This is a genomic window from Streptomyces sp. NPDC007901 (genome assembly GCF_042959465.1).
GTDB lineage: Bacteria > Actinomycetota > Actinomycetes > Streptomycetales > Streptomycetaceae > Streptomyces.
Window position 1 is genome coordinate 293,580 of sequence record NZ_JBIBKW010000005.1, and the last position, 24,881, is coordinate 318,460.

Here is a 24,881-nt window from a genome sequence, read left to right on the forward strand (position 1 = left end):
TGTCGTACGGCTACCGGGCCCGGCCCCTGCGCCGTACCCGTGGTGGCGTGATTGTGCCCCCGCCCTCGGCCCTCTGCCCAGCCCCGGATCGCTGAGCAGAACGAGCAGAAGTCCGGCTAACACGGCTTACGCGGGATACGGATGAAACAGCGACGTAACACCCGGCGGCCCCTAGCGTCTGCCTTCCTCGACCCCCGAGGTCCGACCCCCCGAGGTCAGGAAGGAGACAACCTCAGATGGCTTTGCGAAACGATGCCGCAGTGAGTCCGGTCGCCGGGAAAGCCGGCCAGGACAGCGCACGAGTCGAGATCTCCGGGCTCACCAAACGATTTCTGACTCCTGCCGGTGAGGTGTTCACGGCGCTGCAGGATGTCTCGTTCACCGTGGAGCCCGGCCAGTTCTGCGCGGTGGTGGGCCCGACCGGCTGCGGCAAGTCGACGACGCTGAGCATGGTGTCCGGGCTCGACCGGCCCAGCGAGGGCTCGGTGAAGGTCGGCGGCCGTCAGGTGGACGGCGTCACCGACGGCGTCAGCTTCATGTTCCAGGCCGACGCCCTGCTGCCCTGGAAGACCGTGCTCGGCAACGTCCTGATGGGCCCGGTCTTCCGCAGAGTACCCAAGCAGCAGGCCCAGGCATCGGCACGCGACTGGCTGCGCCGGGTGGGCCTCGCGGGGTTCGAGGACCGCTACCCGCACCAGCTCTCCGGCGGTATGCGCAAGCGCGTGGCGATGGCCGCGGCACTGATCAACGAGCCCCGGATCCTGATCATGGACGAGCCGTTCGGCGCCCTGGACGTGCAGACCAAGGCGATCATGTCGACCGAACTGCTCGGCCTGTGGGAGCAGATCCGGCCGTCGGTCATCTTCATCACCCACGACCTCGACGAGGCCGTGGCGCTCGCGGACCGGGTCGTCGTCATGACGTCCAGCCCCGGCTCGGTCAAGGCGGTCTTCGACATCGACCTGCCCCGCCCGCGCGGCTCGGTCCAGGAGATCCGCTTCCAGCCCCGCTTCATCGAACTTCAGCACCAGATCTGGGACTCGCTGCGCGAGGAGGTGGAGCGCGCCTACGCACGCACCGCAGGAGGTACCGCATGAGCACGGCGTCCGCAGTTTCCCCCGCTCCCGTCAAGGGTGGCGCCCCTCTCTCGGCCGGAGCCGCCGTCAAACGCGCTCGTCGGCGCCGCGTCGCCCTGGTCTGGGCCGGCCGCGTCGGCCTCGCGGTCCTGGTCATCGGCGGCTGGCAGGCGTTCACCACCTGGGGAATCGTCGACCCGTTCTTCTTCGGGCAGCCCTCCGGTATCGCCAAGCGGCTGGTCGACCTCTTCCAGCACGGCACCGAGTTCGGGTCCTTCTACGCGAACATCTGGACGACGATCCAGGAGGCGCTGGTCGGCTTCGCCGTCGGGGCCGCGGCCGGCGTGGTCGTCGGTGTCGCGCTGGGCCAGAGCCGCTTCCTCGCCGACGTTCTGGGCCCCTACATCAAAATGGTCAACGCGATCCCGCGGATCGTCCTCGGCTCGATCTTCATCGTCGCGTTCGGCATCGGCGTGCTGCCGAAGATCCTGCTCGCCGCGGTGCTGGTGTTCTTCATCGTCTTCTTCAACGCCTTCCAGGGCGTGCGCGAGGTCGACCGCAACATCCTCGCCAACGCCAGGGTGCTCGGCGCCTCCCAGCTGCAGATCATCCGGCACGTCACCGTGCCGTCCGCGCTCACGTGGATCATCGCCAGCCTGCACAGCGCCTTCGGCTTCGCCATCGTCGGCGCACTGGTCGGCGAGGTGCTCGGCGCGCAGAGCGGCCTGGGCCTGGTCATCAAGACCGCGCAGAACAACTTCGACCCCAACGGCGTGTTCGCCACGATGCTCGTCATCTCGGTCATCGTGCTCGGCGCCGAGTGGGTGATCGGCAAGCTGGAACACCGGCTGCTGTCCTGGCGACCGCCGGCCCCCTCCGAGGCGTCCAACGCCCTCTGAACCAGCCCCTCCGCTCCCCCTCCCCTCCCCTTCCCCGCTCTTCCCTGTTCGACCTCAGAAAAGGAATGTGGCCAGCCATGTCCAGACGACCCGCCACCGTCGCCGCGTCGCTCCTCGCCGTTCTCGCCCTCGGCTCGGTCAGCGCCTGTTCCAGCAACTCCGGCAGCACCACCGCGACCAGCGGCTCCGGCTCCACGCCGACGGTCAAGCTCATGGTCGGCGGCATAGACAAGCAGATCTACCTGCCCTACCAGCTCGCCCAGAACCTCGGCTTCTACAAGAAGTACGGCGTCGACGTCCAGCTCAGCACCGAGCAGGACGGCGGTGTCGGCGCCGAGGAAGCCATGGCCTCCGGGCAGGTGGACATGGCCGGCGCCTGGTACAACCACACGATCGAGTTCCAGGCCAAGGGCAAGGCGGTCGAGGACGTCGTCCAGCTCTCCGGTGCGCCGGGCGAGCGGGAGATGTGCACCAAGAAGTCGGGCGTCACCTCGGGCGCCGACTTCAAGGGCAAGACCCTCGGCGTCACCGACCTGGGCTCGGGCACCGACACGCTCACCCAGTTCCTGGCGGCCAAGAAGGGCGTCAAGACCAGCCAGTTCCACCGGATCGGGGTCGGGGCGGGCTCCACCGCCATCGCCGCGCTGCAGAACGGCAAGGTCGACTGCGTGATGACGACGCAGCCGACGGTCGCCGCGATCGAGAAGAAGGGTGTCGGCACCTCCGCGATCGACCTGGCCACCACGCAGGGCGCCACGGCGGCGATGGGCGGCGCCTTCCCCGCGGCCAGTGTGCTCGCCCGCACCGACTGGGTGAACGCGCACAAGGACACCGTGCAGAAGGTCGTCGACGCGCTCGTCGCCACCATGCACTGGATCAACACGCACAGCGCGGCCGACATAGCGAACAAGCTGCCGGCGTCGTTCGTGTCGAACCAGCTGGTGACCAAGGCCGACTACATCACCGCCCTGACCGAGGACAAGGGCCAGTTCCTCCCGGACGGCATCATGCCGGCCGGCGGTCCGAAGACCTCCCTGGCCACGGAGCAGCTCGTCGGCAACGTGAAGGGCTCGGTGGACCTCAGCAAGACCTTCACCAACGACTTCGCCGTCCAGGCCAACAAGACGGAGGGCTTCAAGACCACCACGACGCCGGCCGGACCGACCGGCTGATCCCCACCGGACCCGGGGCCGCCCAGGTGACAGCCACCCGGGCGGCCTCCGCGGCATGCTCACCCAACCGTCCCCGTCTCTTGCGTCTCGTCCTGACCGACAGGAAGAAGCAGGGTGAACGTGGCAGGGTGCCGACCGGTCAGGGAGAGCCTGCCGCCGAGCGAGACGGCCAGGTCACGCGCGAGGGCCAGGCCGATGCCCGTGCCGTGCCCGTCCCCGGTGCGGCCGCGGTCGAAGAGCCGGGACGGTTCGCCCGTCACGGCACCCTCGTCGCTCACGTCGAAGGCGAGGGCGTCGTCCAGGTCCCGCACCGCCACGCGGACCGTGCCGCGCCCGTGCGCCCGGGCGTTGTCCAGCAGGATCCCGAGCACTTCCGACACGGGCCCGCCGGGAACGCGGACGTCGGCCGGTGCGTCCTGGCCGGTGCACTCCAGGCGTCTGCCGTCCTGGGCGAAGAGGCCGTGCCACCGTTCCTCCGTCTCCCGCAGCAACTGTCGTACGGCGACGGTCCCGGCGGTGGGGCGAGCCGTCTCCCGGGAGCGGGACAGCCGCAGCACCTCCTCCACTGTGTGGTGCAGGCGCTCCGTGGTGGCCAGCGCCTCGGTCAGCACGGGCCGCAGCCGGGCGTCGTCGTCCTGGGCGAGGCCCGCTTCCAGAGCGAGTTGCAGGCCGGTGAGCGGGGTGCGCAGCTGGTGGGAGGCATTGGTTGTGAAGTCGCGTTCGTGGCGCAGGAGTTCGGAGAGGCTGTGCAGCATCTCGTTGTGGGTGCGGGCGACCTGGTCGATCTCGGCGACGTCGCTGGGGGCGGCCCGTGCGTTCAGGTCGCCCTCGGTCACCGCCCGGCAGTGGCGGGAGAGGTCCTCCAGCGGCGCGGCCAGCGCCCGGGCCTGGCGGCGGGCGACGAGCACGGCGACGGTCAGCGCGAGGGCGGCGACGCCGAGCAGCAGCGTCCAGGCTGCGACCACCCGGTCGCGCACGGCGGCGGAGGGGGTGGAGGCCCGTACGACGCCGATCACCTTCTCGGCGTGGGAGACGGGCACGGCCACCACCAGGTCGGCGCCCGCCCGGCCCCGTACCGCCGCACCGCCCAGGGCCTGCCGGACCGGGGTGTCGCCGGGCCGTGGGCCGCTGCCCGCGCGCAGGCGCAGTTGCGCGTCGTACAGGCCCAGACGCCCGCCGACCGGGGGCGCGGGCAGTTCCACCGGGTCGCCGGTCACGAAGTCCGGGCTAACCCGTACGGCCGCGGCCAGGGCCGACCGTTCCAGGGTGTCGCGCTGGTCGGCGTACAGGGACGACCTGATCGCCAGGGCCAGCGGGACGGCGAGGAGGACGACGGCGACCAGAGCGGCGGTCAGGGCGACTCGCACCACGCGAAGTCTCATGTCCTCATCATGCGGGCCGCTCACCTGGGCGGATGCATTGCGCCACACGCTTTTGCCGTCGTCTAACCCGCTGCGAGCGGGGCGTTAACCGGCCACTTCCTAGCGTCGGTGCCATGAGCGTCCGGTCCGAGGACTCCCCTGGAGGGCAGTGGCCATGGCAGCACACACAAGGACGTACGCGGTCGTCGGGCTGACCCTCGCGGCGGCGGTGACCGCCGGCTGCTCGGGATCCGGGTCGGGCGCCGGCTCCGGCAGCCCGGCGTCCGGGGCGACCACCGTCAGCGGGCAGAAGCAGCCGGCACCCACGGAGTCCAACCCGCCCGGCGACATCCCCGACAACCAGGTGTACGTCTCCTACCGGCCCACCGGCGCTACCTTCACCGGCTTCACCGTGAAGGTGCCCGAGGGCTGGGCCCGCACGAGCCAGGGCTCCACCACCGCGTTCACCGACAAGCTCAACACCGTGAAGATCACCGCCGTTTCCGCCTCCGGCGCGCCCACGGTCGGCTCGGTCTCCAACACGGTTGTGCCCCAACTCCGCTCCCAGGTACCGAAGTTCTCCTCGCCCAAGGTGGGTGAGGTGACCCGGCACGCCGGCCGGGTGGTCCTGCTGACCTATCAGGGCGACTCGGCGAAGGACCCGGTCACCGGCAAGGTGGTGCGGGACGCCTTCGAGCGGTACGCGTTCCACCGCGCGGGGCACGAGGTGGATCTGACCCTGTCCGGGCCGGTCAAGGCCGACAACGTCGATCCGTGGCGCATCGTCAGCGACTCCTTCACCTGGCGGTGAGCATCATGTCCGACGGCACACGGAGCGGCGGTGTCGCAGGCGACGCCCTCACGGCACGTGAGCTGTACCGCTTCTACCGGGCCGGCGAGGAGGAGACGCTCGCGCTGCGCGGGGTGTCGCTGAGGGTGGGGCGTGGCGAGACGGTCGCGGTCGTGGGTCCGTCCGGGGCCGGCAAGTCGACCCTGCTGGCGTGCCTGGCCGGACTCGACGAGCCCTCCGGCGGCGAGGTCCGCGTCGACGGCGTACGGATCAGCCATCGGCCCGAGACCGAGCGCGCCCGGCTGCGGGCCCGGCACATCGGCGTCCTGCTGCAGACCCGCAACCTGCTGCCGCACCTCAGCGTGCGCGACAACGTCCGCCTGCCGCAGCGGGCCCAGGGCCGCAGAGCCGTCGTCCCGGCCGGCGAACTACTGGCTCGGGTGGGGCTCGCCGACCGGGCGCACGCCCTGCCGCGCCAGTTGTCCGGCGGAGAGCTGGCGCGGGCCGGGCTCGCCGTGGCGCTGGCCAACTCGCCCGCCGTCCTGCTCGCCGACGAACCGACCGGTGAACTCGACGGCGAGACCGAGCAGTTGGTCCTGTCGATGCTGCGGGAGCGGGCCGCGGAGGGGTGCGCGGTGCTGATCGTCACGCACAGCCGGGAAGCAGTCCGTATCGCGGACCGGGTGATCACCCTGACGGACGGGAAGGCAACCGATGCCCGGCGGCAGGACCACGAGGAGGCACCCGATGCCGTCGGATGAGGTCCTTGTCAGCTGCGCGGACGCGGCCCTGACCTTCGGCCGTGGGCCTCAGGCGGTCGTGGCCGTGCACGGGGCCGACCTGGAGATCCGGGCCGGGGACCGGCTCGCGGTCGTCGGCCCCTCGGGTTCGGGCAAGAGCTCACTGCTGCACCTGCTCGCCGGGCTGGAACAGCCCACCAGCGGCACTGTCACCCGGGCCGCCGCGCTCGGGCCGTACGACATCGGTCTGGTCTTCCAGGGCGATAGCCTGATACCAGCCCTGAACGTGGCAGAGAACACCGCTCTGCCCCTGGTCCTCACCGATCGTCCGGAGGGCGAGGCGCGACTGTGCGCGCTCGCGGCACTCGCCCTGGTGGACGCCGCCGACCTGGCCGACCGGCTCCCCGAGGAGATCTCCGGCGGCCAGGCCCAGCGGGTGGCCGTCGCCCGGGTCCTGGCCCAGGCGCCACGTCTGATCCTCGCCGACGAACCCACCGGGCGCCTCGACCACGCCACCGGCGCCCATGTCCTGGACGCGCTGCTGACGGCCGCCGACCACACCGGCGCGGCCCTCGTCGTCACCACCCACGACCCGGCCGTCGCCGCCCGGCTCACCGTCCGCCGGAGCATGCGCGACGGACGCCTGCTCGCACCCGAGGAGGTTCCGTGATCACCACGTGGGCGAACGGACTGGCCCGCCACCGCACCGGACGGCTGCTGGCCGCCCTGACCGGCGTCGCGCTCGCGGTCGCCCTGGTCGCCGCGCTCGGCTCCTTCCTCACCGCGTCGAAGGCGACGATGACCCAGCGTGCCGTGCGCTCGGTCGCCGTGGACTGGCAGGTCCAGGTGCAGCCCGGCGCCGACCCGCGTACGGTCCTGTCCCTGGTGGCCAGGACCCCGGGCACCCGCACCGCCCTGCCCGTCGGCTTCGCGCACACCAGCGGCTTCACCGCCCGCGTGCAGGGAAGCACCCAGGCCACCGGCCCCGGCATGGCCCTCGGCCTGCCCGACGGCTACCGCGCCCGCTTCCCCGACGCCGTCCGCACGCTCTCCGGTTCGTCCAGCGGTGTCCTGCTGGCCCAGCAGACCGCCTCCAACCTGCACGCGGCACCCGGCGACACCATCGGCATCCAGCTTCCGGGTGCCGGTCTGCGCCAGGTGAAGGTGGACGGCGTGGTCGACCTGCCGCAGGCCGACTCCCTCTTCCAGACCGTCGGAGCCCCCAGCCAGTCCCAGCCGACCGCGCCCCCGGACAACGTCGTGCTCCTGCCCGCCACCCAGTTCGCCGCCCTCACTCGCGGCGTCACCGGTGTCACCACCCAGATCCACAGCGCCCGCGACAACGCCCGGTTGCCCTCCGACCCGGCCGCCGCCTACTCCGCCGTCACCGGAGCCGCCCACAACCTCGAAGCCCGCTCCGCCGGTACGGCCCTGGTCGGCAACAACATCGGCGCGGCTCTCGACTCGGCCCGCCAGGACGCCCTGTACGCCCAGATCCTCTTCCTCTTCCTCGGTGTGCCGGGCGCGGTGCTGGCCGCCACGCTGACGGCGGCGGTCGCCTCGGCCGGCGGCGAACGGCGCCGTCAGGAACAGGGGCTGCTGCGGCTGCGCGGTCTGCGGCCTCGTCAGATCACCGCACTCGCCGGTCTGGAGGCCGCCCTGATCGGCCTCGCGGGGGGTCTGGCCGGACTGGGCATCGCCGCCCTCACCGGCCGTCTCGCCTTCGGCACGGCCTCCTTCGGGGCGAGCGCGGGCACCTGGTCCGTCTGGTACGCCGTCGCCTTCGTGCTCGGGGCCACGGTGGCCGCGGGTGCGGTCCTCGTCCCGGCCCTGCGGGACCTGCGCACGGTGACCGTCGCCGACACCCGCAAGCAGGAGGACGGACGAGGCTCCCGGTCGCCCTGGTGGATGCGCCACGGCCTGGACTTCGCCCTCCTGGTCGGCTCGTGGCTCGTCTTCCGTGCCTCCTCCGGCAACCAGTACGCACTCGTCCTCGCCCCGGAGGGCGTCCCCAGCATCTCCGTGTCGTACTGGGCCTTTCTCGGCCCTGCCCTGCTGTGGACCGGCGCGGCCCTGCTGCTGTGGCGTCTCATTCTGCTCGCCCTCACCCACGGCCGGCCCGCCGTGGCCCGGCTGGTCCGGCCGCTGACCGCGACCCTGGCCGGCACCACCGCCGCCGTCCTGGCCCGGCGCCGCCGCCCGTTCGCCCGGTCGGTGGTCCTGCTCGCCCTCGCCGTCTCCTTCGCGGTATCCACCGCCGTCTTCAACGCCACGTACCACCAGCAGGCCGAGGTCGACGCCCGGCTGACCAACGGCGCCGACGTCACCGTCACGGAACCACCCGGTGCCCGGGTCCCGCCCGCAGCCGGAGCAGCGCTGAAGGTCTCCGGCGTACGGCACGTCGAACCCCTCCAGCACCGCTTCGCCTACGTCGGCTCCGACCTGCAGGACCTCTACGGTGTCCGACCGGACAGCGTCGCCAGGGCCACCTCGCTCCAGGACGCCTACTTCGCCGGCGGCACCGCCGACCAGCTGATGCGCCGTCTCGCCCAGCGCCCGGACAACCTCCTCGTCAGCGTCGAGACCGTCAACGACTTCCAGCTCTCCCCCGGCGACACCGTCAACCTGCGCATCCAGGACGCGCGCACCAAGTCCCTGCGCACGGTCCCCTTCCACTACGCCGGCATCGCCAAGGAGTTCCCCACCGCCCCCAAGGACAGCTTCTTCGTCGCCAACGCCGCCTACATCGCCAAGGCCACCGGTGACGACTCGGTCGGCGCCTTCCTCCTCGACACCGGCGGCACGAACCAGCAGCAGATCGCCGCCCACCTGCGGGGACAGCTCGGTACCCGGGCCACCGTCACCGATCTCACCCAGACCCGCGGCACCGTCGGCACCAGCCTGACCTCCGTCGACCTGGCCGGCCTCACCCGCATCGAGCTCGCCTTCGCCGTCCTGCTCGCCGCAGGGGCCGGCGGCCTGGTCCTCGCCCTCGGACTCGCCGAACGCCGCCGGACCTTCGCCATCGCCACCGTTCTCGGCGCGCGACCACGCCACCTGCGCGGCATGGTCCTCTCCGAGGCCCTGCTCCTGGCCGTCGCCGGCCTGGCCGGAGGCGCTCTCATCGGCTGGGCCCTGTCGGAGATGCTGGTCAAGGTCCTGACCGGCGTCTTCGATCCGCCACCCGCGGCCCTGTCGGTCCCCGGTGCCTACCTGGCACTCACCGGGGCAGCCGCCGTCGCCGCCATCCTGGCAGCGGCCCTCAACGGCATCCGCGGCAGCCACCGCCCCGCCGTGGAGGAGCTCCGCGACCTGTGAACCCGGCGCGCACCCATGACGAGCCCCTCGTCCCGGCGACTCCTAGGCTGTCGACCATGCGCACGCCCGCCGCACCGGATCGCAGCCGACTGCGCGTCCTCGTCGTCGAGGACGACGACACCATCGGCCGCCACCTGGAAACCGGCCTGCGCGGCCACGACTACGCCCCGACGTGGTGCCGCACCGGAGCGGGCGCACTGGCGGAGGCCCAGCAGGCACCGTACGAGGTACTGCTGCTGGACCTGGGGCTGCCGGACATGGACGGCCTGGACGTCGCCCGGCAGCTGCGCGCCCGCCTCCCGGACCTGCTGATCGTCGTGCTGACGGCACGGACCGACGACATCGACATCATCGCCGGGCTGGACGCCGGCGCCGACGACTACCTGGTCAAGCCGTTCAGCCTGACCGTGCTGCTCGCCCGGCTGCGGGCCCACCTCAGACGGCACGTGGTGGCCGTGCCCGCCCGGGAGCCGGTGCGGCTGGGCGATCTGGTCGTCGACGTGACGGCCCGTCGCTGCGCGCTGCTCGGCGTCGACGTCCCGCTGCGGGCCAAGGAGTTCGACCTGCTCGCGGTGCTGGCCACGCGGGCCGGCGAGGCGGTCTCGCGCGAGACGCTGATGGCCGAGGTGTGGGACGAGAACTGGTTCGGCTCCACCAAGACCCTCGACGTGACGTTGGCGGGCCTGCGCCGCAGACTCACCGAGGCGGCGCAGACGGGCTGGCGGCCGGCCCGGCTGCCGCGGATCACCACGTTGCGGGGGCACGGATACCGCCTGGAACGGCAGCCTGATCCACCGGATTGACGGCGCGCGCGGAGTGCCCCCGGTATGCCGCACACCTCGCCGGCTCACAGGGCCGAGCGGCGGGCCAGCAGCGCCAGGACCAGCAGCCCGGGGGCCATCGGCAGCCATCCGGTCAGCAGGCGGTAGCCGAGGACCGTCGTCACCGCCGCTGCTCCCGGCGCGCCCGCCGCCGTGAGCGCGAGAGCGAGCGCGGCGTCCAGAGACCCCAGCCCGCCCGGTGTCGGCAGCAGCGCTGCCGCGCCGCTGGCTACCAGGTAGGCCATGACCACGCGGTTCGCGGGGAGGCCGAGGCCGATCGCATGGATCACGGCAAGGACCACCCCGGCATGCAGCAGGGCGAACGCGACCGACCCGCCCCACAGCGCACAGGCCCGCCCCGGGCACCGGTGCACGTCCCGCACGTCGGCGAAGGCCCGGGCCACCAGTCGTCTGAGGCGGCCGCTGATCACAACCGCCAGGACGACGACTGCGGCCGCCACCGGCAGCAGGACCAGGAACTGCGGGACCCGCGCGGAGAGAGGGACCGTGCCGGGCGAGGCGACCAGCAGAGCCACCCCCAGCGCACACCGCACCAATCCGCCGACGGCCGCCTTCACCGCCAGCGCGGTCGCCGAGCGCCGGGTGGACAGCCCGCACCGCGTCAGGAACCGCAGGTTGACCACCGTCGCTCCGGCACCCGCCGGCAGGAGGTGGTTGGCGGCGCCGGCCGCGAACTGTGCCGCCACCAGCCGCCCCCTGGGCAGCCGTTCGACCACCGCCCCCTGCTGTGCCACGGCCGCGCACACCCAGGTGCCCATCGCGGCGACGCAGGCGAGCACCAGCCACTCCCGGTCGGCGGCGGCCAGCCGGTCGGTGCCGCTGTCCAGCGTGGCCCGGTGCGCGGCGAGCACCCAACCGGCGGCGGCGAGCACAGTCAGGGTGATGCCCAGCTGGAAGTACGGCCGCCTGCCCACAGTGATCGGCAGGCCCTCGGTCGCGGTCACGGCGCTCCCCCTCCCTGCCGTGGACCGGGTGCCAGGTACGCCCGAAGACCGCCGGCCCGTTCTGCGGTCCAGGTGCGCGCGTACGCGGGCGGATGCCCCTTCGGTGGAGCGAGCACGGCGAAGGACGTGCGATGAGCGGCGCGCTTCAGTTCCGCCACGGTGGTGCTGGCGTCGTGCCCCTTCGTCTGGGCGGAGCCGCAGCCGGTGTAGAAGGCGATCGGCACGGCGTCGTAGCCGCTGAGCAGGCAGGGCCGCCGGACACCGAGCGTGCGGAGGGCGGCGGCGGTGCGGGCCCATTCGGCACGGGAGGCGGCGGAGCTGTGCACGGTGTGCTCCAGGATGACGTACTGCACGGCCAGGTGACCCGCCACACCGAGCACCACCAGGCTGAGGGCGACGGTGCGCGCCATCCGGCCGATCGGCGCCGTGACCAGGTGGACGAGGCCGTGGGCGACGGGCAGGGCGAGCAGGGCGTAGGCGGGCAGCAGGAAGCGGGGAGCCGCGTAGCCGATGAGGAACAGGTAAGGGACCGCGGCCGTGACAGCGCAGGCCAGTGGAAGCAGCACGGGCAGCGCGCGCCGGGCGCGGACGGCGACCACCGCGCCGAGGACGGCGAGGAGCGGCAGCGCGAACCACCACAGGGTCACCGCCGGGTTGGGGGCCGCTCCGGTGCAGGGGCGGCACAGGGTGCGCCCGCCGAGACTGTGCAACTGGTCGACCACCGCGAGGTGCCAGCCGAGGCCGCCCTGGATGGCGGACGCGGCGGACAGGCGCCGCGCGAGGCCGCCGTAGCTCGTGTACGCCTCGATCACCCACTCGCCGGCCCCCGCCACCAGCCCCGCGGCCAGCACGGTGAGAAGACGCGGGCGGCGCACGGAGAGGGCGAGCAAGGGCAGCACGACGTAGACCGCGTCCATCGGGCGCATCAACGCCATCAGCGCGGCGCCCGCGAACAGCCCCCACCAGGCCGCCCTGTCGCGTGCGTTCGCGCGGGCGCGCAGGAAGCCGCCGACGCAGGCCAGGGCGCCGATGGCGACCCAGTAGTTGGGCATGGCCTCGGAGCCGTAGAACAGCGTCACCCACAGCGAGGCGAACAGGGCGCCCGCCAGGGCCAGGACGCCGGGCCCGAGGTGGCCTCGCCAGACACGCAGGGTGAGGTAGAGGGCAAGGCCGGAGAGGACGGCCAGGTAGACACGGAGCAGGAACGTGGAGTCGGACCACGACGCGATCGGAGCGACGAGGAGCGAGATGCCGCGGGAGCGCGGCGCGCTGAAGTAGGCGGCGGGAACGTGACCGCTGACCTGGCCGACGTAGACGGTCTCGTCCCAGCCGAGGCCGAGACCGGGCCGTACGAGGACGAGCTGGGCGAGCGTGAAGGCGGCCGCGACCGCCGCGAGCCGGGGCTCACCCCGCGCGCGCCGGAGCCGGACGGCCCGCGCCGGAAGGCCGATGCGGGGGACGCCGGTCGTCGTGGCGTTCGAGCCCTCGGTCATCGTTTGCCTCTCGTCGTCGCACGCCACCGAACCGGCCACCGAACCGGAACCTCCTACAGGCCGTAGGAGGACATCCCACCCTACGGCTCGTAGGGTGAGAGGCGGGTGAGAAGACGCCCGTTCCCTTCGGACCGCGCGTTCCCTTCAGCCGGCGCCGGGGCGGGCGATTCCCTGGTCGTACGCGAAGATCACGGCCTGAACGCGGTCACGGGCGCCGATCTTGGCCAGGACGCGGCCCACGTGCGTCTTCACGGTGGACTCGGCCACGACGAAGCGGGCGGCGATCTCGCCGTTGGTCCAGCCCTTGCCGATGGCGACGAGGATCTCACGCTCGCGTTCGGTCAGGGAGGCCAGGCGCGGGTCCTCGCCCGGGTCGCCCCTTCTGGCGGGCACGTGCCGGGCGTACTCGTCCAGGATGCGGCGGGTGAGGGCCGGCGCGATCACCGCGTCGCCCCCGGCGACCGCGCGGATCCCGGCGAGGAGTTCGTCGGGGCGCGCGTCCTTGAGGAGGAAGCCGCTGGCTCCGGCGCGCAGGGCGGCATGCACGTACTCGTCGACGTCGAAGGTGGTCAGCACGAGGACCCGGGACCGCCCCCCGGCCTCGGCGATCCGGCGGGTCGCCTCGATGCCGTCCATGCCGGGCATCCGCACGTCCATCAGCACGACGTCGGGACGGAGTTCGGCGGTCCTGCGGACGGCCTCGGCGCCGTTCGCGGCCTCGCCGACCACCTCCGTCTCGGGCATGGAGTCGAGCAGCACCCGGAAGCCGTAGCGCTGCAACTGCTGATCGTCGACGACGAGCACCGTGGTCACCGGGTGCCTCCCTGCGGTGTCAGGTCGAGGGCGGCCTCCACGGCCCACCCCCCGTCGGCCGCGGGCCCGGCGCTCACGGTCCCTCCGTACAGCGCCGCTCGTTCGCGCATGCCCACCAGTCCGTGTCCTTCCTCGTTCCATGGTCCGGCGGGTCCGGCCGGGCCGTCGTCCCGGATCCGGATGACGAGCCGCTCGTCCCCGACGACCACCGTCAGGTGCACCTGGGTGCCGGCACCGGCGTGCTTCAGGGTGTTCGTCAGGGCTTCCTGGACGATCCGGTAGACCGTCAGCTGCATTCCCCGGTCGAGGGCGTCCACCTCGCCGACGGTGCGGTAGACGATCTCCAGGCCGGCGGTGCGTACGCCGTCGCACAGCGTCTCGATGTCCGCGAGGCCGGGCTGGGGGCTGAGTTCGGGTGCCTGACGGGCGCCGTCCGACGCCTCGCGCAGGACCCCGAGCACCCGGCGCAGCTCGCCGAGGGCGGTGCGGCCGGTGTCGCCGATGAGCTGAAGGGCCTCCTTGCCGCGTTCGGGAGCGGTGTCGGTGGCGTACGCCCCGGCGTCGGCGAGGGTGATGATGACGGACAGGTTGTGGCCGACGATGTCGTGCATCTCACGGGCCACCCGGGCACGTTCCGTGGCGGTCGCGAGCCTGATGCGCTGGTCGCGTTCCGTCTCCAGCCGCGCCGCCCGCTCCCGCAGCCCCGCAAGCTGGGCCCGCCGGGTCCGCACCATCAGGCCGACGGCCAGCGCCGCGGTCGCCGTGCTCAGCAGGAAGAACAGGGCGTCCCAGACGGACATGGCCGGCGAGACCCGCACCGCGACCAGCACCATCCCCGCCGCCATGACCGCGCAGGCCCACGGCAGCCGGCGCAGCCGCCCGTGCAGGGCCAGGCTGTACAGGGCGACGAAGAGGGCTACGTCCGCGCGCAGCACGGCGTCCAGCGACCACTGCAGGACGAAGACCGCGGCGATGGTGACGAAGGCCCCCATGGGCCGGCGCCGCCGCCACAGCAGCGGCAGCACCAAACCGGCCTGCAGGGCCAGCACGGCCGCCAGGGGGAGCTGGGTGAAGACGAACTGGAACCTGTGCCGGTCGTCCCCGTCCCCGTCCCCCACCCGGCCGTGGTGCAGCAGGTCCGGCAGGCAGAACATGAGAACGACCAGCACCACCACCGCCGTGTCCAGGACCCAGGGGCGGGCGCGGTCCGCCTGGCGGAGCCGCTGGCCGGCCCGGGCGAACCGGGCGACCAGCGGCCCCATCCCGCTGACGTCGTCAGTGATCATGCTGGTGGTCAAGGTTGTCACCTGCCCATGGTGCAGGCGGTCAGACGTCGCTGCGCACCAGCCGGTACGCCGCGCCCGCGAGCGCGAGCACCGTCCAGCCGAGGAAGACCAGCAGCCCTGCGGTGGGCGACAGGGTGGTGCTGTCGTGGGTCAGGGCGAACATCGACTCGCCCGCGTTGCTCGGCAGGTAGGGGCTGATGTCGTCCTGCCAGGAGCTGGGCAGCAGGGAAATCAGGCCCGGGACCAGCATCAGGGAGGCGACCAGGACCGAGATGCCGCCGGCCACCGACCGCAGCAGGGCGCCCAGAGCGGTGCCGATGACGCCGACCAGCCCGAGGTAGAGACCCGCGCCCAGCAGGCTGCGTACGACGCCCGCATGCGTGAAGCCCATGGCGGCCGGGGTCCCGGAGACGATGCCGCTGCCGAACCCGAAGGCGACGAACGCGCCGACGGTGGCGACCACCAGCGCGACCAGCCCGAACACGGCCGCCTTCGACCACAGCACGGGCAGCCGGCGCGGCACGGCCGCGAGCGTCGAGCGGATCATCCCGGTGGAATACTCCCCCGCCGTCACCAGCACGCCGAGCACGCCGAGGGCAAGCTGCGCGAAGTTGGTGCCGAAGAGGGAGAGGCTCACGGCCGTCGCGGTGGCGAAGTCACGGTCCTGGTGCGGGGAGCCGACGCCCGACTTGTAGTGGTTCGCGGCGATGAGCCCGAAGGCGACGAGGAAGAGCAGGCCGAGGCCCAGGGTGATCCAGGTCGAGCGCAGCGACCACAGCTTGGTCCACTCCGAGGCCAGGACGCGCCGTCCGGTCACCCGGTAGGCGGGGCGCGGCGGGGCCGCCGGGGACGCCTCGGCAGTCGTGGTGAGGGTGGTGCTCATGCGGACCTCCCGACGGTCTCAAGGGTGTCGACGGTCGTGGAGCCGTGGTACTCCACGGCATCCCTGGTCAGGTTCATGAACGCCTCCTCCAAGGACACCGCCCTGGCCGTCAGCTCGAACAGCGCGATCCCGTGCTCGGCCGCCTTCAGGCCGATCTCCCGGGCACTCAGCCCGGACACCTGGAGCTCCTCGGAGCCGGCCCGGCCGGTGATGTCGACCCCCGGTCCGGCCAGTGCCTCCCGCAGCCGGGCCGGCTCCTGGGTGGCCACCTGCACCGTGTCGCCGCCCGCCTCCCGGACGAGGTCGGCCACGGTGGTGTCGGCGAGCAGCCGCCCGCGCCCCACGATGATCAGGTGGTCCGCGACCAGGGCCATCTCGCTCATCAGGTGCGAGGACACGAACACGGTACGGCCCTCGTCGGCGAGGGCCTTGAGCAGGTTGCGGATCCACAGGACGCCCTCAGGGTCGAGCCCGTTGACCGGCTCGTCCAGCATCACCGTCTGCGGATCGCCCAGCAGCGCCGCCGCGATACCGAGCCGCTGCCCCATGCCGAGGGAGAACGCACCGGCCCGCTTCTTCGCCACGCTGCCCAGCCCCGCCATTTCGACGACCTCGTCGACCCGGCGCCGGGGAATCCCGTGGGTCAGCGCGAGCGCCAGCAGGTGGTTGTAGGCCGAGCGGCCCGGGTGGATCGACTTCGCCTCCAGCAGCGCCCCCACCTCCTGCAACGGCGCCTGGTGGCCGGCGTAGCGGCGTCCGTTCACCGTGACGGAGCCGCTGGTCGGCGCGTCGAGTCCGACGATCATGCGCATGGTCGTCGACTTCCCTGCGCCGTTGGGCCCCAGGAAGCCGGTCACCATACCCGGCCGCACGACGAAGTCCAGGCCGTCGACGGCCGTCTTCTCCCCGTACCTCTTGGTCAGCTGCTGAGCGTCGATCATGCGCGCGCCTCTCCCTGTCGGAACCGGCGCCCGTCTGTCGCCCCTCGACGCCTCACCGACAACGCTAGGAGGCGCAACACCCCGATTCGGTGGTACCGCGGACTGATCCACTCCCTTCGGGTCGTACCGCGGTACTACGCGCCACTGCGCCTCTGGTCTCACGGTTCAGGTCACGTTCAGGTTCGGCGTGCCATCGTGCGGATCATGACCGCCGGGGGCTTCACGGCACACCGGTTCCGTCGGCTCCGGAGGGCTTCCCCCCCTCACTTGCCGCGCGCACGGACGCAGCCTGCCTCCGCGGCCTGCCCTGGGTTGGGTGGCTACGCCCGCTCGCTACGGGTCCTGCCTTCCTGGACGTGCGCGTAGGCCATGAGGCCGAGCAGGACGGCCAGCAGGACCGCGGAAGAGCCGGGGGTACCGAGATCGAGACCGCCCTTGGCGACCGGCTTGGTCAGGAAGTCGCCCGCGGTGGCGCCGAGCGGGCGGGTGAGGACGAACGCGATCCAGAACAGCAGGACGTTCGGCACCACGGGCACCTCCATCAGGGCGACCAGTACAGCGAGCAGCCCGGTCACCAGCAGCGCACCGCCCGCGTAACCGAGCCCGGAGCTGTCGGACAGGAAGTCACCCATGGAGGTGCCCAAGGTGTTGGAGACGAGGATCGCCGACCAGAACAGGGCCTCACCGCGGAAGGCGACGATGTCGCGGATCTGAAACGTCATTCCGCTCAGCCGCCAGACGGCGAAGACGACCAGCAGGATCGAGATGAGGATCGCCGCGCCGGCCGGGTAGCCGAGGCCGAGGCCCTGGGGTCCCCAGCCGAGTGACGTGGCGCCGCCGGACAGGTACTTGGTGCTGGCGTCGCGGTTCATGAAGTCGGACATCGTGGTGCCGGCCATGCTGGTCGACAGGATGACCGTCCAGTAGAAGAACGGGTTGTAGCGGCGGGACCGGAGCTGGACGACGAGGGTCACCACGAAGATCAGGAACAGCGCGATGGTGGTGAGGAAATAACCCAGCTTCAGGGTCTGGGAGAAGAGGTCACCGGCCGTCTCGCCCAGGGTCGTCGCCGCGATCTTCATGATCCAGAAGGCGAGGGTGACCTCGGGCAGTTTCTTCATCACCGATTTCGTCGTGCTCGCGACGTCGAGATCGGTGTCGTTCGGCTGCTGCAAGGTGGGGGCTCCTTGTGTGGTCGCAGGTCAAGGTGCTCGCCCGGTCATGGGGGGCGAGCACCTTGCCACAGGGGCGACCGCGGTGAGGCGATCGCGATCAACGACCTTGGCAGCGGCAACCTGAACATCTCCCGAACACCTGCCCCGTCCCTGTTCAGGCGGCGTGGCGCGCGGCTTGCTGCGGCTGCGTGACGTCCTTCCGGGTCACCGCCACATACCTGAACACACCTGACTGACTGAACACATCCTGACTGCGATGCCGGATTCGCCGCCCCGCCGCCCTCGCCCGATCAGGTCCGTCAGCGCATGTCCGTGAGGAGGGTGCGGAGTTCGGCCTCCTGGTGGGCCTGCGACATCGGCGGGTTCGAGTGGTCGATGCCGAAGGTCTTCAGGACCTGGTCCATCTGGGCGTCGAGGAACGTCCATCCGGTGTTGTCCAGCGGCTGCAACGAAGCCTGGTCGGCGTCCCAGAGGTCTCGCAGCGACTGGGCAGCTGTGTGGGCCCCGGTAGCGTTCCCGGACTGTACGTCCCTGAGCGAGGTCGATGCGAGGGTCCTCAGCGCGTCGACCTTCGTGGCCGGGAACTTCTTCACGGCCTGGCCAGGGGCGAGGTGAACGGTGGAGGTGGCGTCCTCCTCCGGCGCCGGGCCGACGTGCGGCTGGCTGTGCGCCCAGACCAGCAGGCCCGCGGTGGCGACGGCGAGGAGGCCGAAGCCCGCCAGCGCGGTGCGCTCCCTGCGCGGGTTCGCGGTGATCTGCGGGGTGTGCGTGGCGTCGTAGGTCTCGGTCACATCGGAGCGCGTCACCGTCAGGTAGATGACGGTCGCCAGGATGAGGCCGAGGAAGATCAGGCTGGTGGTGAAGGTGCCCAGTGCGAGGCCGGTCGGCTCGCCCGGCTGGGCGACCTTCGGGGAGGCGAGCCAGTCGCCGATGTTGGCGCCCAGCGGGCGGGTCAGGATGTAGGCGAGCCAGAAGGACAGCACCGGGTTCGCGCCGAACTTCCACAGCAGCATGATCGCCGCGATGAGGCCGAGCGGCAGCAGGACCGAGACTCCCGGGCTCCAGCCCGTGAGTTCGAGGGTCCAGTCGCCGGTCGCGGTGCCGAGCGCGAAGGTGACGAGCACGGTGAGCCAGTAGAACGACTCACGCGGCAGCGTGTTGACCGAGTGGATCGAGAGGGTGCGCTCGCGCAGCCACCACGCGCCGAAGACCACGGCGAGCAGGACCGAGAAGACCGTGGTGCTGATCCACAGCGGCACGTTGAGCTGGTCGGTCAGGATGTCGGTGTACAGCGTGCCCGTGACGCTGACGACGACCACGGTCAGCCAGTACGGGAACGGGACGTACCGCTTCAGCCGCAGCTGGACGCCCAGGACCACGACGAACACCGCGGTGAAGATCCAGGCCGTGTTCACCAGGCCGACGCCCAGCTTCATGTTGATCCAGTCGGCGAAGCTCTCACCGACGGTCGTGCAAAGGATCTTGATCACCCAGAACCAGATGGTGACCTCGGGAACCTTGTTCAGCATCAGCCGCCCACTGCGGCGCGTGCGAGCTTCGCTTGTCGTTGTCATGCAATGAGGTTGGTGTGGCCAACCTGCACACAACCTGACTACGCGATCGCCTCTGCCGTGGGGAAGGTCACCTCGACGCGGCCGTGACCATCCGCGATCGCACGGACTGCCACTCCCGCGGACACGGCGAGACGTTTTACCACCGCCAGCCCCAACCCGTGCCCGTCGCCGCTGGTCACGCCCGCTTCGAAGACCCGGTCGACCTCCGCCGGGTCGAACCCGGGACCGTCGTCGAGGACATCGATCACGACCCCCTGGGGCTGGACGCGCGCCGTGACCCAGACGCGCGAACTCGCATGCCGCAGGCCGTTCTCCAGCAGGGGTGACAACACAGCCACCACGAGTTCGGTCGCCACGGCGACATCGACGTCGGCCGGGATGGCGAGTTCGATGGAGCGACCGGCGATCGCCTGTCGCGCCGCCGCCCTGAGATCGCAGCGGGTACCGCCGGGGATCCGTGTCCGGGCGGCACCGAGAATCGTGGTGATCGCCGTGTTCAGGCGGTCGACCTCGGTCAGAACGGCCTCCGGAGCCACATGCTGACCGGAGAGCTGCGCCAACTGTGCCTCGCCCCGCAGGGCCGTCAGAGGGGTCCGCAACTCGTGGGCGATCTCGTCGGTGAGCCGGCGCTCGTCCGCGAGCGCGTTGTCCACGCGGTCGAGCAGGCGATCGAGAGTTCGCCCGAGCTCCCCGAACTCGTCGCGAGGAACGCCGAGGTCGAATCGGCGCCCGGGTTCGTGATCGCCCCATTCGTCGGCGAGAGCCGCCATTTCGTGGACCACCCGCAACGCGCGACCCACCACGAGGTGCGCGACGACGCCTGCGAGCACGATCGAGATGCCGCCCAGAATCAGCGACATCGTCAGGCTGTGCTGCTCCGACGTCTCGTACGGCGTCAGATCCACCTTCACGACCACCATGACGTGGTGGCCTTCCAGGCGGATCGGCTGAGCATAGAGAAGATGACTGCCGACCGTGGTGGTCTGGGACCGCCCGGAGCCGACGAGAGCGTCGACACGTTCAAGGAAGCTGCCCGGCACGATTCCGTCAATGAGGTGCCCGTCGGCGTACACCCACGAGACCGTGTCCAGCGCTTCGTTGCCGCCCTCGATCAGCACGACGTGGCCACCGCGTACGGCCACGTTCGCCGCCACCGCCTCCGCACGTGTATGTGCCAGAGCGTTCGCGTCGGCGTCGGTCACCTGGCTCAGCAACACGTGCGAGACCACCACCAGCACGGCGACCACCGCAGTCGCGATCAGAACCGCAAGGGCGACGACCCTCCCGCGGAAGCCTGTCACTCCCATCGATAGCCCACCCCGCGGACCGTCGCCAGGCGGTCGGCCACGCCCAGCGAACCGAGCTTGGTCCGCAGCCGGCGAACATAGGAGTCAAGGGTGTTGTCGCTGACCTGCGCGCCATGCGGCCAGCCCGCGGCGACCAGGGCATGGCGGCGTACCGCGTCGCCCTGTGAGGCGATGAGCCTGCCCAGCAACCGGAACTCGGTCGGCGTCAGGCTCTCGCTCGTCGAACCGTGGATCACGACATGCTTCGCCGGATCGAGAACGACGCCCGTCGGTGGGGTCGTCGCGGTTGTTCTGCGCAGCAGGGCGCGGACCCTCACCAGCAGCTCCGGGATGTCGAACGGTTTCGTCATGTAGTCGTCGGCTCCCGCCTCGAAGCCGCCCACCTTGTGATGCATGCCGTCCAGAGCGGTGAGCATCAGCACCGGGGCATCGACGCCACGGGCCCGCAGCGCGAGGCAGACATCGCGGCCGTCGGCGTCCGGGAGTCCCAGATCCAGAACGACCAGGTGAGGCACCGGCTCGAGCTGCCGCAGCAGGCTGTCCGCAGTGGAAGCGACCGCGACCGTATGGCCGTCGTGCTCAAGTGCACGCTTGAGCACGTCACGGACCGCCGCATCATCCTCACACACCACAATAAAAGCCACAGGCTGACCCTAGGTACTCCGCCAACGGTTCTCTATTCTCCCTGGCCAGCGCGCTGGTGGTGCGCGAGAGCCGCCCGTGCCGCCCGGCGCCCGCGGTACACCTCGGCGACGAGGGGGACCAGAGACACGACGACGATCAGCGCCACCAACGGGAGCAGATAGCGGTCGACGTTCGGGATCGACGAGCCGAGCGCGTACCCCGCGAGGGTGAGGCCGACGCTCCACACGAGACCGCCGACGACCTGCCACAGGGTGAATGTCCGTACCGGCACCTCCAGCGCGCCCGCCACCGGATTGAGGACCGTGCGCACCACGGGCACGAAACGGGCCAGCACGATGGCCTTGGCATACCCGTAGCGCTCCAGGAGTTCCTCGGCGCGCTTCGCCCCTTCGTGCAGTCGCGGGGAGCGGCTGCGAGCCAGCAGCGCTCCGCCGGCCTTCCGCCCCAGCAGGTATCCGCACTGAGCCCCGGCCAGCGCGCCTGCCGCCGCCGCCACGAGCAAGGGCCCGAGAGACAGATGCAGGCTTCCCTGGGCCGAGCCCGTGCACAGCAGGCCGGCGGTGAACAGCAGGGAGTCGCCCGGCAGGAAGAATCCGACCAGCAGTCCCGTCTCGGCGAACATCACCACCGCGACGCCCAGCACACCGAAGGCGGCCAGCAGGGAGTGGGCGTCGAGCACGTTCACAGCCAACTGGGACGCCGCCGCAATCGGTGCCGTCATGGGCAGGGTCCTTTCGGATGCATGAGTTCAGGCAGGAAACCAGCCGCCTACAGCCTTGTGGACATCTTCGGGAGCCCGGAGACACCCCTCGGGAGCACCCGCTCCCGTCCGTCACCCCGGCAGCCGACGAGAGAAGGTCGGCACAGACCGGATGACCGCCCGGTTCCCGCGACACCCCCACCGTACGCCCTACCTCTACGTGATGTAGTAGCCGTTCGGGAATCGTCCGGAATCTCACATATCGCCGGGCACCCGACGACGATCACGACGGCCCGCGCCGGCCATATCATCCTCGTCACCACCGTGACCAGGCGCTTCGGCGGGGCAGTCAGGTTGTGGTCGTCTCGCCCATCCCGGTGGTGAGAACCTTGATGATCCAGAAGTAGGCGGTCACTTCCGGCACCTTGTTCGCCATGGTGCGCAAGGAGGTGAGGGGGCGGTCGTCGAGGAGACGGTCTGTGGTCATGGTGCGCACGATGACATGGCCGTCTCCCGCTTCCCCCGGCCCCTTTACCGTCGCTTGGGGACTTCCGGTGCATGAATTTCACTACCGCGCGTCCAACCGAGACCGCGTCGGACCTGCTGGCCAAGGTCCTCGGCCCGGTGCCGGCGGTCGGTCTCGGAGGCCTCGCCCTGGCGCTCTCCCTGGCCGTGCAGTTCGCCGTGCGCCGTTACGTCGCCTGGACCTACTGGACGGCCGTCGTCATGGTCAGCGTCTTCGGCACGATGGCGACCGACGTGCTGCACGTCGGCCTCGGCGTGCCGTACATCGTGTCCACTCCGCTCTTCCTCGCCACACTGGCCGCGGTCTTCGCCCTCTGGTACGCCGTCGAGCGCACCCTGTCCATCCACAGCATCACCACGCGCAGCCGGGAGCTCTTCTACTGGGCCGCCGTCCTGGCCACCTTCGCCCTCGGCACCGCCGCCGGCGACCTCACCGCGACCGCCGGACTCGGCTACCTCGGCTCGGCCGTCCTCTTCGCCGTGGCGATCTGCGTACCCGCACTCGCCCACCGCTTCGGCACCCTGGCCGCCGTGCCCGCCTTCTGTACGGCGTACGTCATCACCCGCCCCCTGGGCGCATCCCTCGCCGACTGGATGGCACTCGGGCACACTCCTGGCGGCCTCGGGTTCGGACTCGGTCCGGTCACTCTCACCTGGACGGTCGCCATCGCCTGCTTCGTCGGCTACCTGGCGGTCTCCCGCAAGGACACGTCCTACAACAAGTAGGACATGGGCGGGTAGCCTGTACGCCACGACGGCGAGGGAAGGCGGACGGCGAGGTGACGGACCAAGGAGACGAGGAAGCCCACGAGGCATCCGGGAGGCGGGCTCGCGGCCAACTGGAGAGCGACGTACTCGCCGCGCTCTGGGCGGCGGACGGGCCACGGACCGCGCGGGAAGTCCGGGAACAGCTGCCGGGCGACCTCGCCTACACGACCGTACTCACCATCCTGTCCCGGCTGCATGACAAGGGCATGCTGGTACGGCACCGCGAGGGCCGTGGCTATGCCTACGAGCCGGCCCGCGACGAGGCGTCGCACACCGCCCAGCGCATGCACTCCCTGCTGACGGGTGGCTCCGACCGTCAGGCGGTGCTGGCCCGCTTCGTCTCGGAGCTGTCCGAACAGGACGAGCACCTGCTGCAGCAGCTGCTGTCCGGGCACGACGACGTGCTCCCCGAGAGCCGACGTTCGCCCGGGAAGCGGTGAGCCGGTGCTGATCAGCGTCTACATCCCGTTCCTCGTCACGGCGGCACTCGCGGTGCTCGCACCGCCCGTGGCGCACCGGCTGCCCCCGCGCCCGGCGGCCCTGGCGCTGGCCTGCGCCGCGCTGGTGACGGCGGCCGGATGGGCGGGATCCCTCGCCCTGCTGGCTTTCACCGGAGTGGCGCAGGTCCCGCAGATCGCGGAGGAGGGCCGCTGGTCCGTGTCCGCGCTGCGCTCCCAGGATCCCGTCTATGCCGTGGTCGCGGCCGTCAGCACCCTGGTGCTCGCGGTGTGTGTCGTCTCTCTCGGCGTGGCCGCCGTCCGGCAGGGCCGCCACCTGCTCCGGGCCCGGCGGGAGTGCGCCGACCTGCCCGGACACACGGAGCTTGCCGTACTCGACGACGACGTCCCGCTGGCCTTCGCACTGCCTGGGTCACCGGGCCGGATCGTCGTCTCCCGGGGGATGCTGTGCCGTCTCGGCGACGCCGAGCGCGAGGCACTCCTCGCCCACGAGCGGGCGCATCTGCGGGGACGTCACCACGTGTTCCAGAGCGTGTGGCGGCTCACGGCCGCCCTGAACCCGCTGCTGCGGCCGGTGGCCGTCGCGGGCAACTTCGTCCTGGAGCGCTGGGCCGACGAGGAGGCCGCCGAGCGGGTCGGCGACCGTACGGTCGTCGCCCACGCCGTGGGCCGCGCCGCCCTGGCGTCCGCCGGTGCGTCCCGTCCCGCCGCGCTGGCCGCGACCGGCGGGGTGGTGCCCCAGCGGGTACGGGCCCTGCTGGCCCCGCCGCCCGCCCGTCGCAGCCTGCCCTTGCTGGCGGGCGGTCTGCTGCTGGCCGTCTGCTGCGCGAGCCTGGCGAACGCCGCCTCGGACAGCGACCGCATGCTGGACAGCGCGCAGTGGGCCCTGTGCAGGGCACATGCCAATACCGCCACCGCCGCCGCGCCGACCGACCACGACACCGCCCCTGGGCACGGACCGGACGGCTGCCGTGCCGCCCCTGATCGTCCGGAGCACGGAGAGCGGCACTTCTGACCTGCCAGGCGCCGGTCCTCACCCCCGTCGCACGGTCGCCCGGGCGGACCGGCAGGAGCACGACGAACATGCGCGGTGCACGGCTCCCACCAAGGCGTGCCGACCGCCGAGCGACAAGGCCGGTTCACGGGCGAGCGTGAGCCCATGCCGGCGTCC

24 protein-coding genes are annotated in these 24,881 nt (G+C 71.5%); 11 read left to right on the top strand and 13 right to left on the bottom strand.

All coding sequences use genetic code 11. The features are described 5' to 3' along the window. Positions 1 to 236 precede the first annotated feature (236 nt). The 3 genes from ACFZDK_RS19000 to ACFZDK_RS19010 all read left to right on the top strand — a co-directional run bounded on the left by ACFZDK_RS19000 (position 237) and on the right by ACFZDK_RS19010 (position 3,147). On the top strand, positions 237 to 1,097 hold the full coding sequence (locus tag ACFZDK_RS19000; RefSeq protein ID WP_390973810.1) for an ATP-binding cassette domain-containing protein: 861 nt from the start codon (positions 237 to 239) through the stop codon (positions 1,095 to 1,097). Continuing rightward, complete coding sequence (locus ACFZDK_RS19005; protein WP_390973811.1) at positions 1,094 to 1,975, top strand: ABC transporter permease subunit; 882 nt, start codon at positions 1,094 to 1,096, stop codon at positions 1,973 to 1,975. Before ACFZDK_RS19000 ends, ACFZDK_RS19005 begins: the two co-directional genes overlap by 4 nt. A gap of 77 nt (positions 1,976 to 2,052) precedes the next feature. Next, positions 2,053 to 3,147 carry an ABC transporter substrate-binding protein gene (locus ACFZDK_RS19010; protein ID WP_390973812.1) on the top strand — a complete coding sequence of 365 codons (1,095 nt, stop codon included), beginning with the start codon at positions 2,053 to 2,055 and terminating at the stop codon, positions 3,145 to 3,147. 59 nt (positions 3,148 to 3,206) lie between these two features. Here ACFZDK_RS19010 and ACFZDK_RS19015 read toward each other — a convergent pair whose 3' ends face one another. Then, the gene (locus tag ACFZDK_RS19015) at positions 3,207 to 4,529 is read right to left on the bottom strand and encodes a histidine kinase dimerization/phospho-acceptor domain-containing protein (protein ID WP_390973814.1); all 1,323 of its coding nucleotides are present in this window, start codon (positions 4,527 to 4,529) and stop codon (positions 3,207 to 3,209) included. A 154-nt stretch (positions 4,530 to 4,683) separates the two neighbouring features. Here ACFZDK_RS19015 and ACFZDK_RS19020 point away from each other — a divergent pair, with 154 nt between their 5' ends. From ACFZDK_RS19020 to ACFZDK_RS19040, 5 genes are read left to right on the top strand one after another with little or no spacing between them, the layout of a single operon-like run. Beyond that, a complete protein-coding gene (locus tag ACFZDK_RS19020) occupies positions 4,684 to 5,319 on the top strand; it encodes a hypothetical protein (RefSeq protein WP_390973815.1) in 636 nt (211 codons plus the stop codon). A gap of 5 nt (positions 5,320 to 5,324) precedes the next feature. Continuing rightward, complete coding sequence (locus ACFZDK_RS19025; RefSeq protein ID WP_390973816.1) at positions 5,325 to 6,059, top strand: ATP-binding cassette domain-containing protein; 735 nt, start codon at positions 5,325 to 5,327, stop codon at positions 6,057 to 6,059. Beyond that, positions 6,046 to 6,708, top strand: a complete 663-nt coding sequence (locus ACFZDK_RS19030; protein ID WP_390973818.1) for an ATP-binding cassette domain-containing protein — start codon at positions 6,046 to 6,048, stop codon at positions 6,706 to 6,708. Before ACFZDK_RS19025 ends, ACFZDK_RS19030 begins: the two co-directional genes overlap by 14 nt. Then, a complete protein-coding gene (locus ACFZDK_RS19035) occupies positions 6,705 to 9,356 on the top strand; it encodes an FtsX-like permease family protein (protein ID WP_390973819.1) in 2,652 nt (883 codons plus the stop codon). Before ACFZDK_RS19030 ends, ACFZDK_RS19035 begins: the two co-directional genes overlap by 4 nt. A gap of 56 nt (positions 9,357 to 9,412) precedes the next feature. Beyond that, entirely contained in the window at positions 9,413 to 10,159 is a 747-nt protein-coding gene (locus tag ACFZDK_RS19040; protein ID WP_390973820.1) for a response regulator, read from the top strand. Between the two features lie 44 nt (positions 10,160 to 10,203). On the opposite strand, the gene ACFZDK_RS19045 is transcribed toward ACFZDK_RS19040, so the two are convergent. The 12 genes from ACFZDK_RS19045 to ACFZDK_RS19100 all read right to left on the bottom strand — a co-directional run bounded on the left by ACFZDK_RS19045 (position 10,204) and on the right by ACFZDK_RS19100 (position 22,446). Further along, positions 10,204 to 11,142, bottom strand: coding sequence for a lysylphosphatidylglycerol synthase domain-containing protein (locus tag ACFZDK_RS19045; protein ID WP_390973822.1), 939 nt, complete (start codon positions 11,140 to 11,142; stop codon positions 10,204 to 10,206). Continuing rightward, positions 11,139 to 12,635, bottom strand: coding sequence for a hypothetical protein (locus ACFZDK_RS19050; protein ID WP_390973823.1), 1,497 nt, complete (start codon positions 12,633 to 12,635; stop codon positions 11,139 to 11,141). Before ACFZDK_RS19050 ends, ACFZDK_RS19045 begins: the two co-directional genes overlap by 4 nt. A 144-nt stretch (positions 12,636 to 12,779) precedes the next feature. Beyond that, entirely contained in the window at positions 12,780 to 13,448 is a 669-nt protein-coding gene (locus ACFZDK_RS19055) for a response regulator (RefSeq protein WP_390973825.1), read from the bottom strand. Further along, positions 13,445 to 14,734 (bottom strand): histidine kinase, encoded by a 1,290-nt coding sequence (locus ACFZDK_RS19060; RefSeq protein ID WP_390974242.1) that lies wholly within the window; start codon positions 14,732 to 14,734, stop codon positions 13,445 to 13,447. Before ACFZDK_RS19060 ends, ACFZDK_RS19055 begins: the two co-directional genes overlap by 4 nt. 40 nt (positions 14,735 to 14,774) lie before the next feature. Continuing rightward, positions 14,775 to 15,617, bottom strand: a complete 843-nt coding sequence (locus tag ACFZDK_RS19065; protein ID WP_390973826.1) for an ABC transporter permease — start codon at positions 15,615 to 15,617, stop codon at positions 14,775 to 14,777. After that, positions 15,614 to 16,558: an ATP-binding cassette domain-containing protein gene (locus ACFZDK_RS19070; RefSeq protein WP_390973827.1), complete on the bottom strand. Its 945-nt coding sequence runs from the start codon at positions 16,556 to 16,558 to the stop codon at positions 15,614 to 15,616. The genes ACFZDK_RS19065 and ACFZDK_RS19070 overlap by 4 nt, the downstream gene beginning before the upstream one ends. Before the next feature lie 320 nt (positions 16,559 to 16,878). Further along, positions 16,879 to 17,733, bottom strand: coding sequence for a hypothetical protein (locus tag ACFZDK_RS19075; protein ID WP_390973828.1), 855 nt, complete (start codon positions 17,731 to 17,733; stop codon positions 16,879 to 16,881). A 299-nt stretch (positions 17,734 to 18,032) separates the two neighbouring features. Beyond that, positions 18,033 to 19,307 (bottom strand): hypothetical protein, encoded by a 1,275-nt coding sequence (locus ACFZDK_RS19080; protein WP_390973830.1) that lies wholly within the window; start codon positions 19,305 to 19,307, stop codon positions 18,033 to 18,035. A gap of 38 nt (positions 19,308 to 19,345) precedes the next feature. Beyond that, positions 19,346 to 20,614 carry an ATP-binding protein gene (locus ACFZDK_RS19085; RefSeq protein WP_390973832.1) on the bottom strand — a complete coding sequence of 423 codons (1,269 nt, stop codon included), beginning with the start codon at positions 20,612 to 20,614 and terminating at the stop codon, positions 19,346 to 19,348. Continuing rightward, a complete protein-coding gene (locus ACFZDK_RS19090; protein WP_390973834.1) occupies positions 20,605 to 21,258 on the bottom strand; it encodes a response regulator in 654 nt (217 codons plus the stop codon). Before ACFZDK_RS19090 ends, ACFZDK_RS19085 begins: the two co-directional genes overlap by 10 nt. A 32-nt stretch (positions 21,259 to 21,290) precedes the next feature. Then, the gene (locus ACFZDK_RS19095; protein WP_390973836.1) at positions 21,291 to 21,980 is read right to left on the bottom strand and encodes a VTT domain-containing protein; all 690 of its coding nucleotides are present in this window, start codon (positions 21,978 to 21,980) and stop codon (positions 21,291 to 21,293) included. A gap of 328 nt (positions 21,981 to 22,308) precedes the next feature. Further along, on the bottom strand, positions 22,309 to 22,446 hold the full coding sequence (locus ACFZDK_RS19100) for a hypothetical protein (protein ID WP_390974265.1): 138 nt from the start codon (positions 22,444 to 22,446) through the stop codon (positions 22,309 to 22,311). A gap of 71 nt (positions 22,447 to 22,517) precedes the next feature. On the opposite strand from ACFZDK_RS19100, the gene ACFZDK_RS19105 reads away from it, so the two are divergent. From ACFZDK_RS19105 to ACFZDK_RS19115, 3 genes are read left to right on the top strand one after another with little or no spacing between them, the layout of a single operon-like run. Then, positions 22,518 to 23,210 (top strand): hypothetical protein, encoded by a 693-nt coding sequence (locus ACFZDK_RS19105; RefSeq protein ID WP_390973837.1) that lies wholly within the window; start codon positions 22,518 to 22,520, stop codon positions 23,208 to 23,210. Positions 23,211 to 23,263: 53 nt separating this feature from the next. Then, entirely contained in the window at positions 23,264 to 23,692 is a 429-nt protein-coding gene (locus tag ACFZDK_RS19110) for a BlaI/MecI/CopY family transcriptional regulator (protein WP_390973838.1), read from the top strand. A 4-nt stretch (positions 23,693 to 23,696) separates the two neighbouring features. Further along, positions 23,697 to 24,725 carry a M48 family metalloprotease gene (locus tag ACFZDK_RS19115; RefSeq protein WP_390973839.1) on the top strand — a complete coding sequence of 343 codons (1,029 nt, stop codon included), beginning with the start codon at positions 23,697 to 23,699 and terminating at the stop codon, positions 24,723 to 24,725. The last annotated feature ends 156 nt before the right edge of the window (positions 24,726 to 24,881 follow it).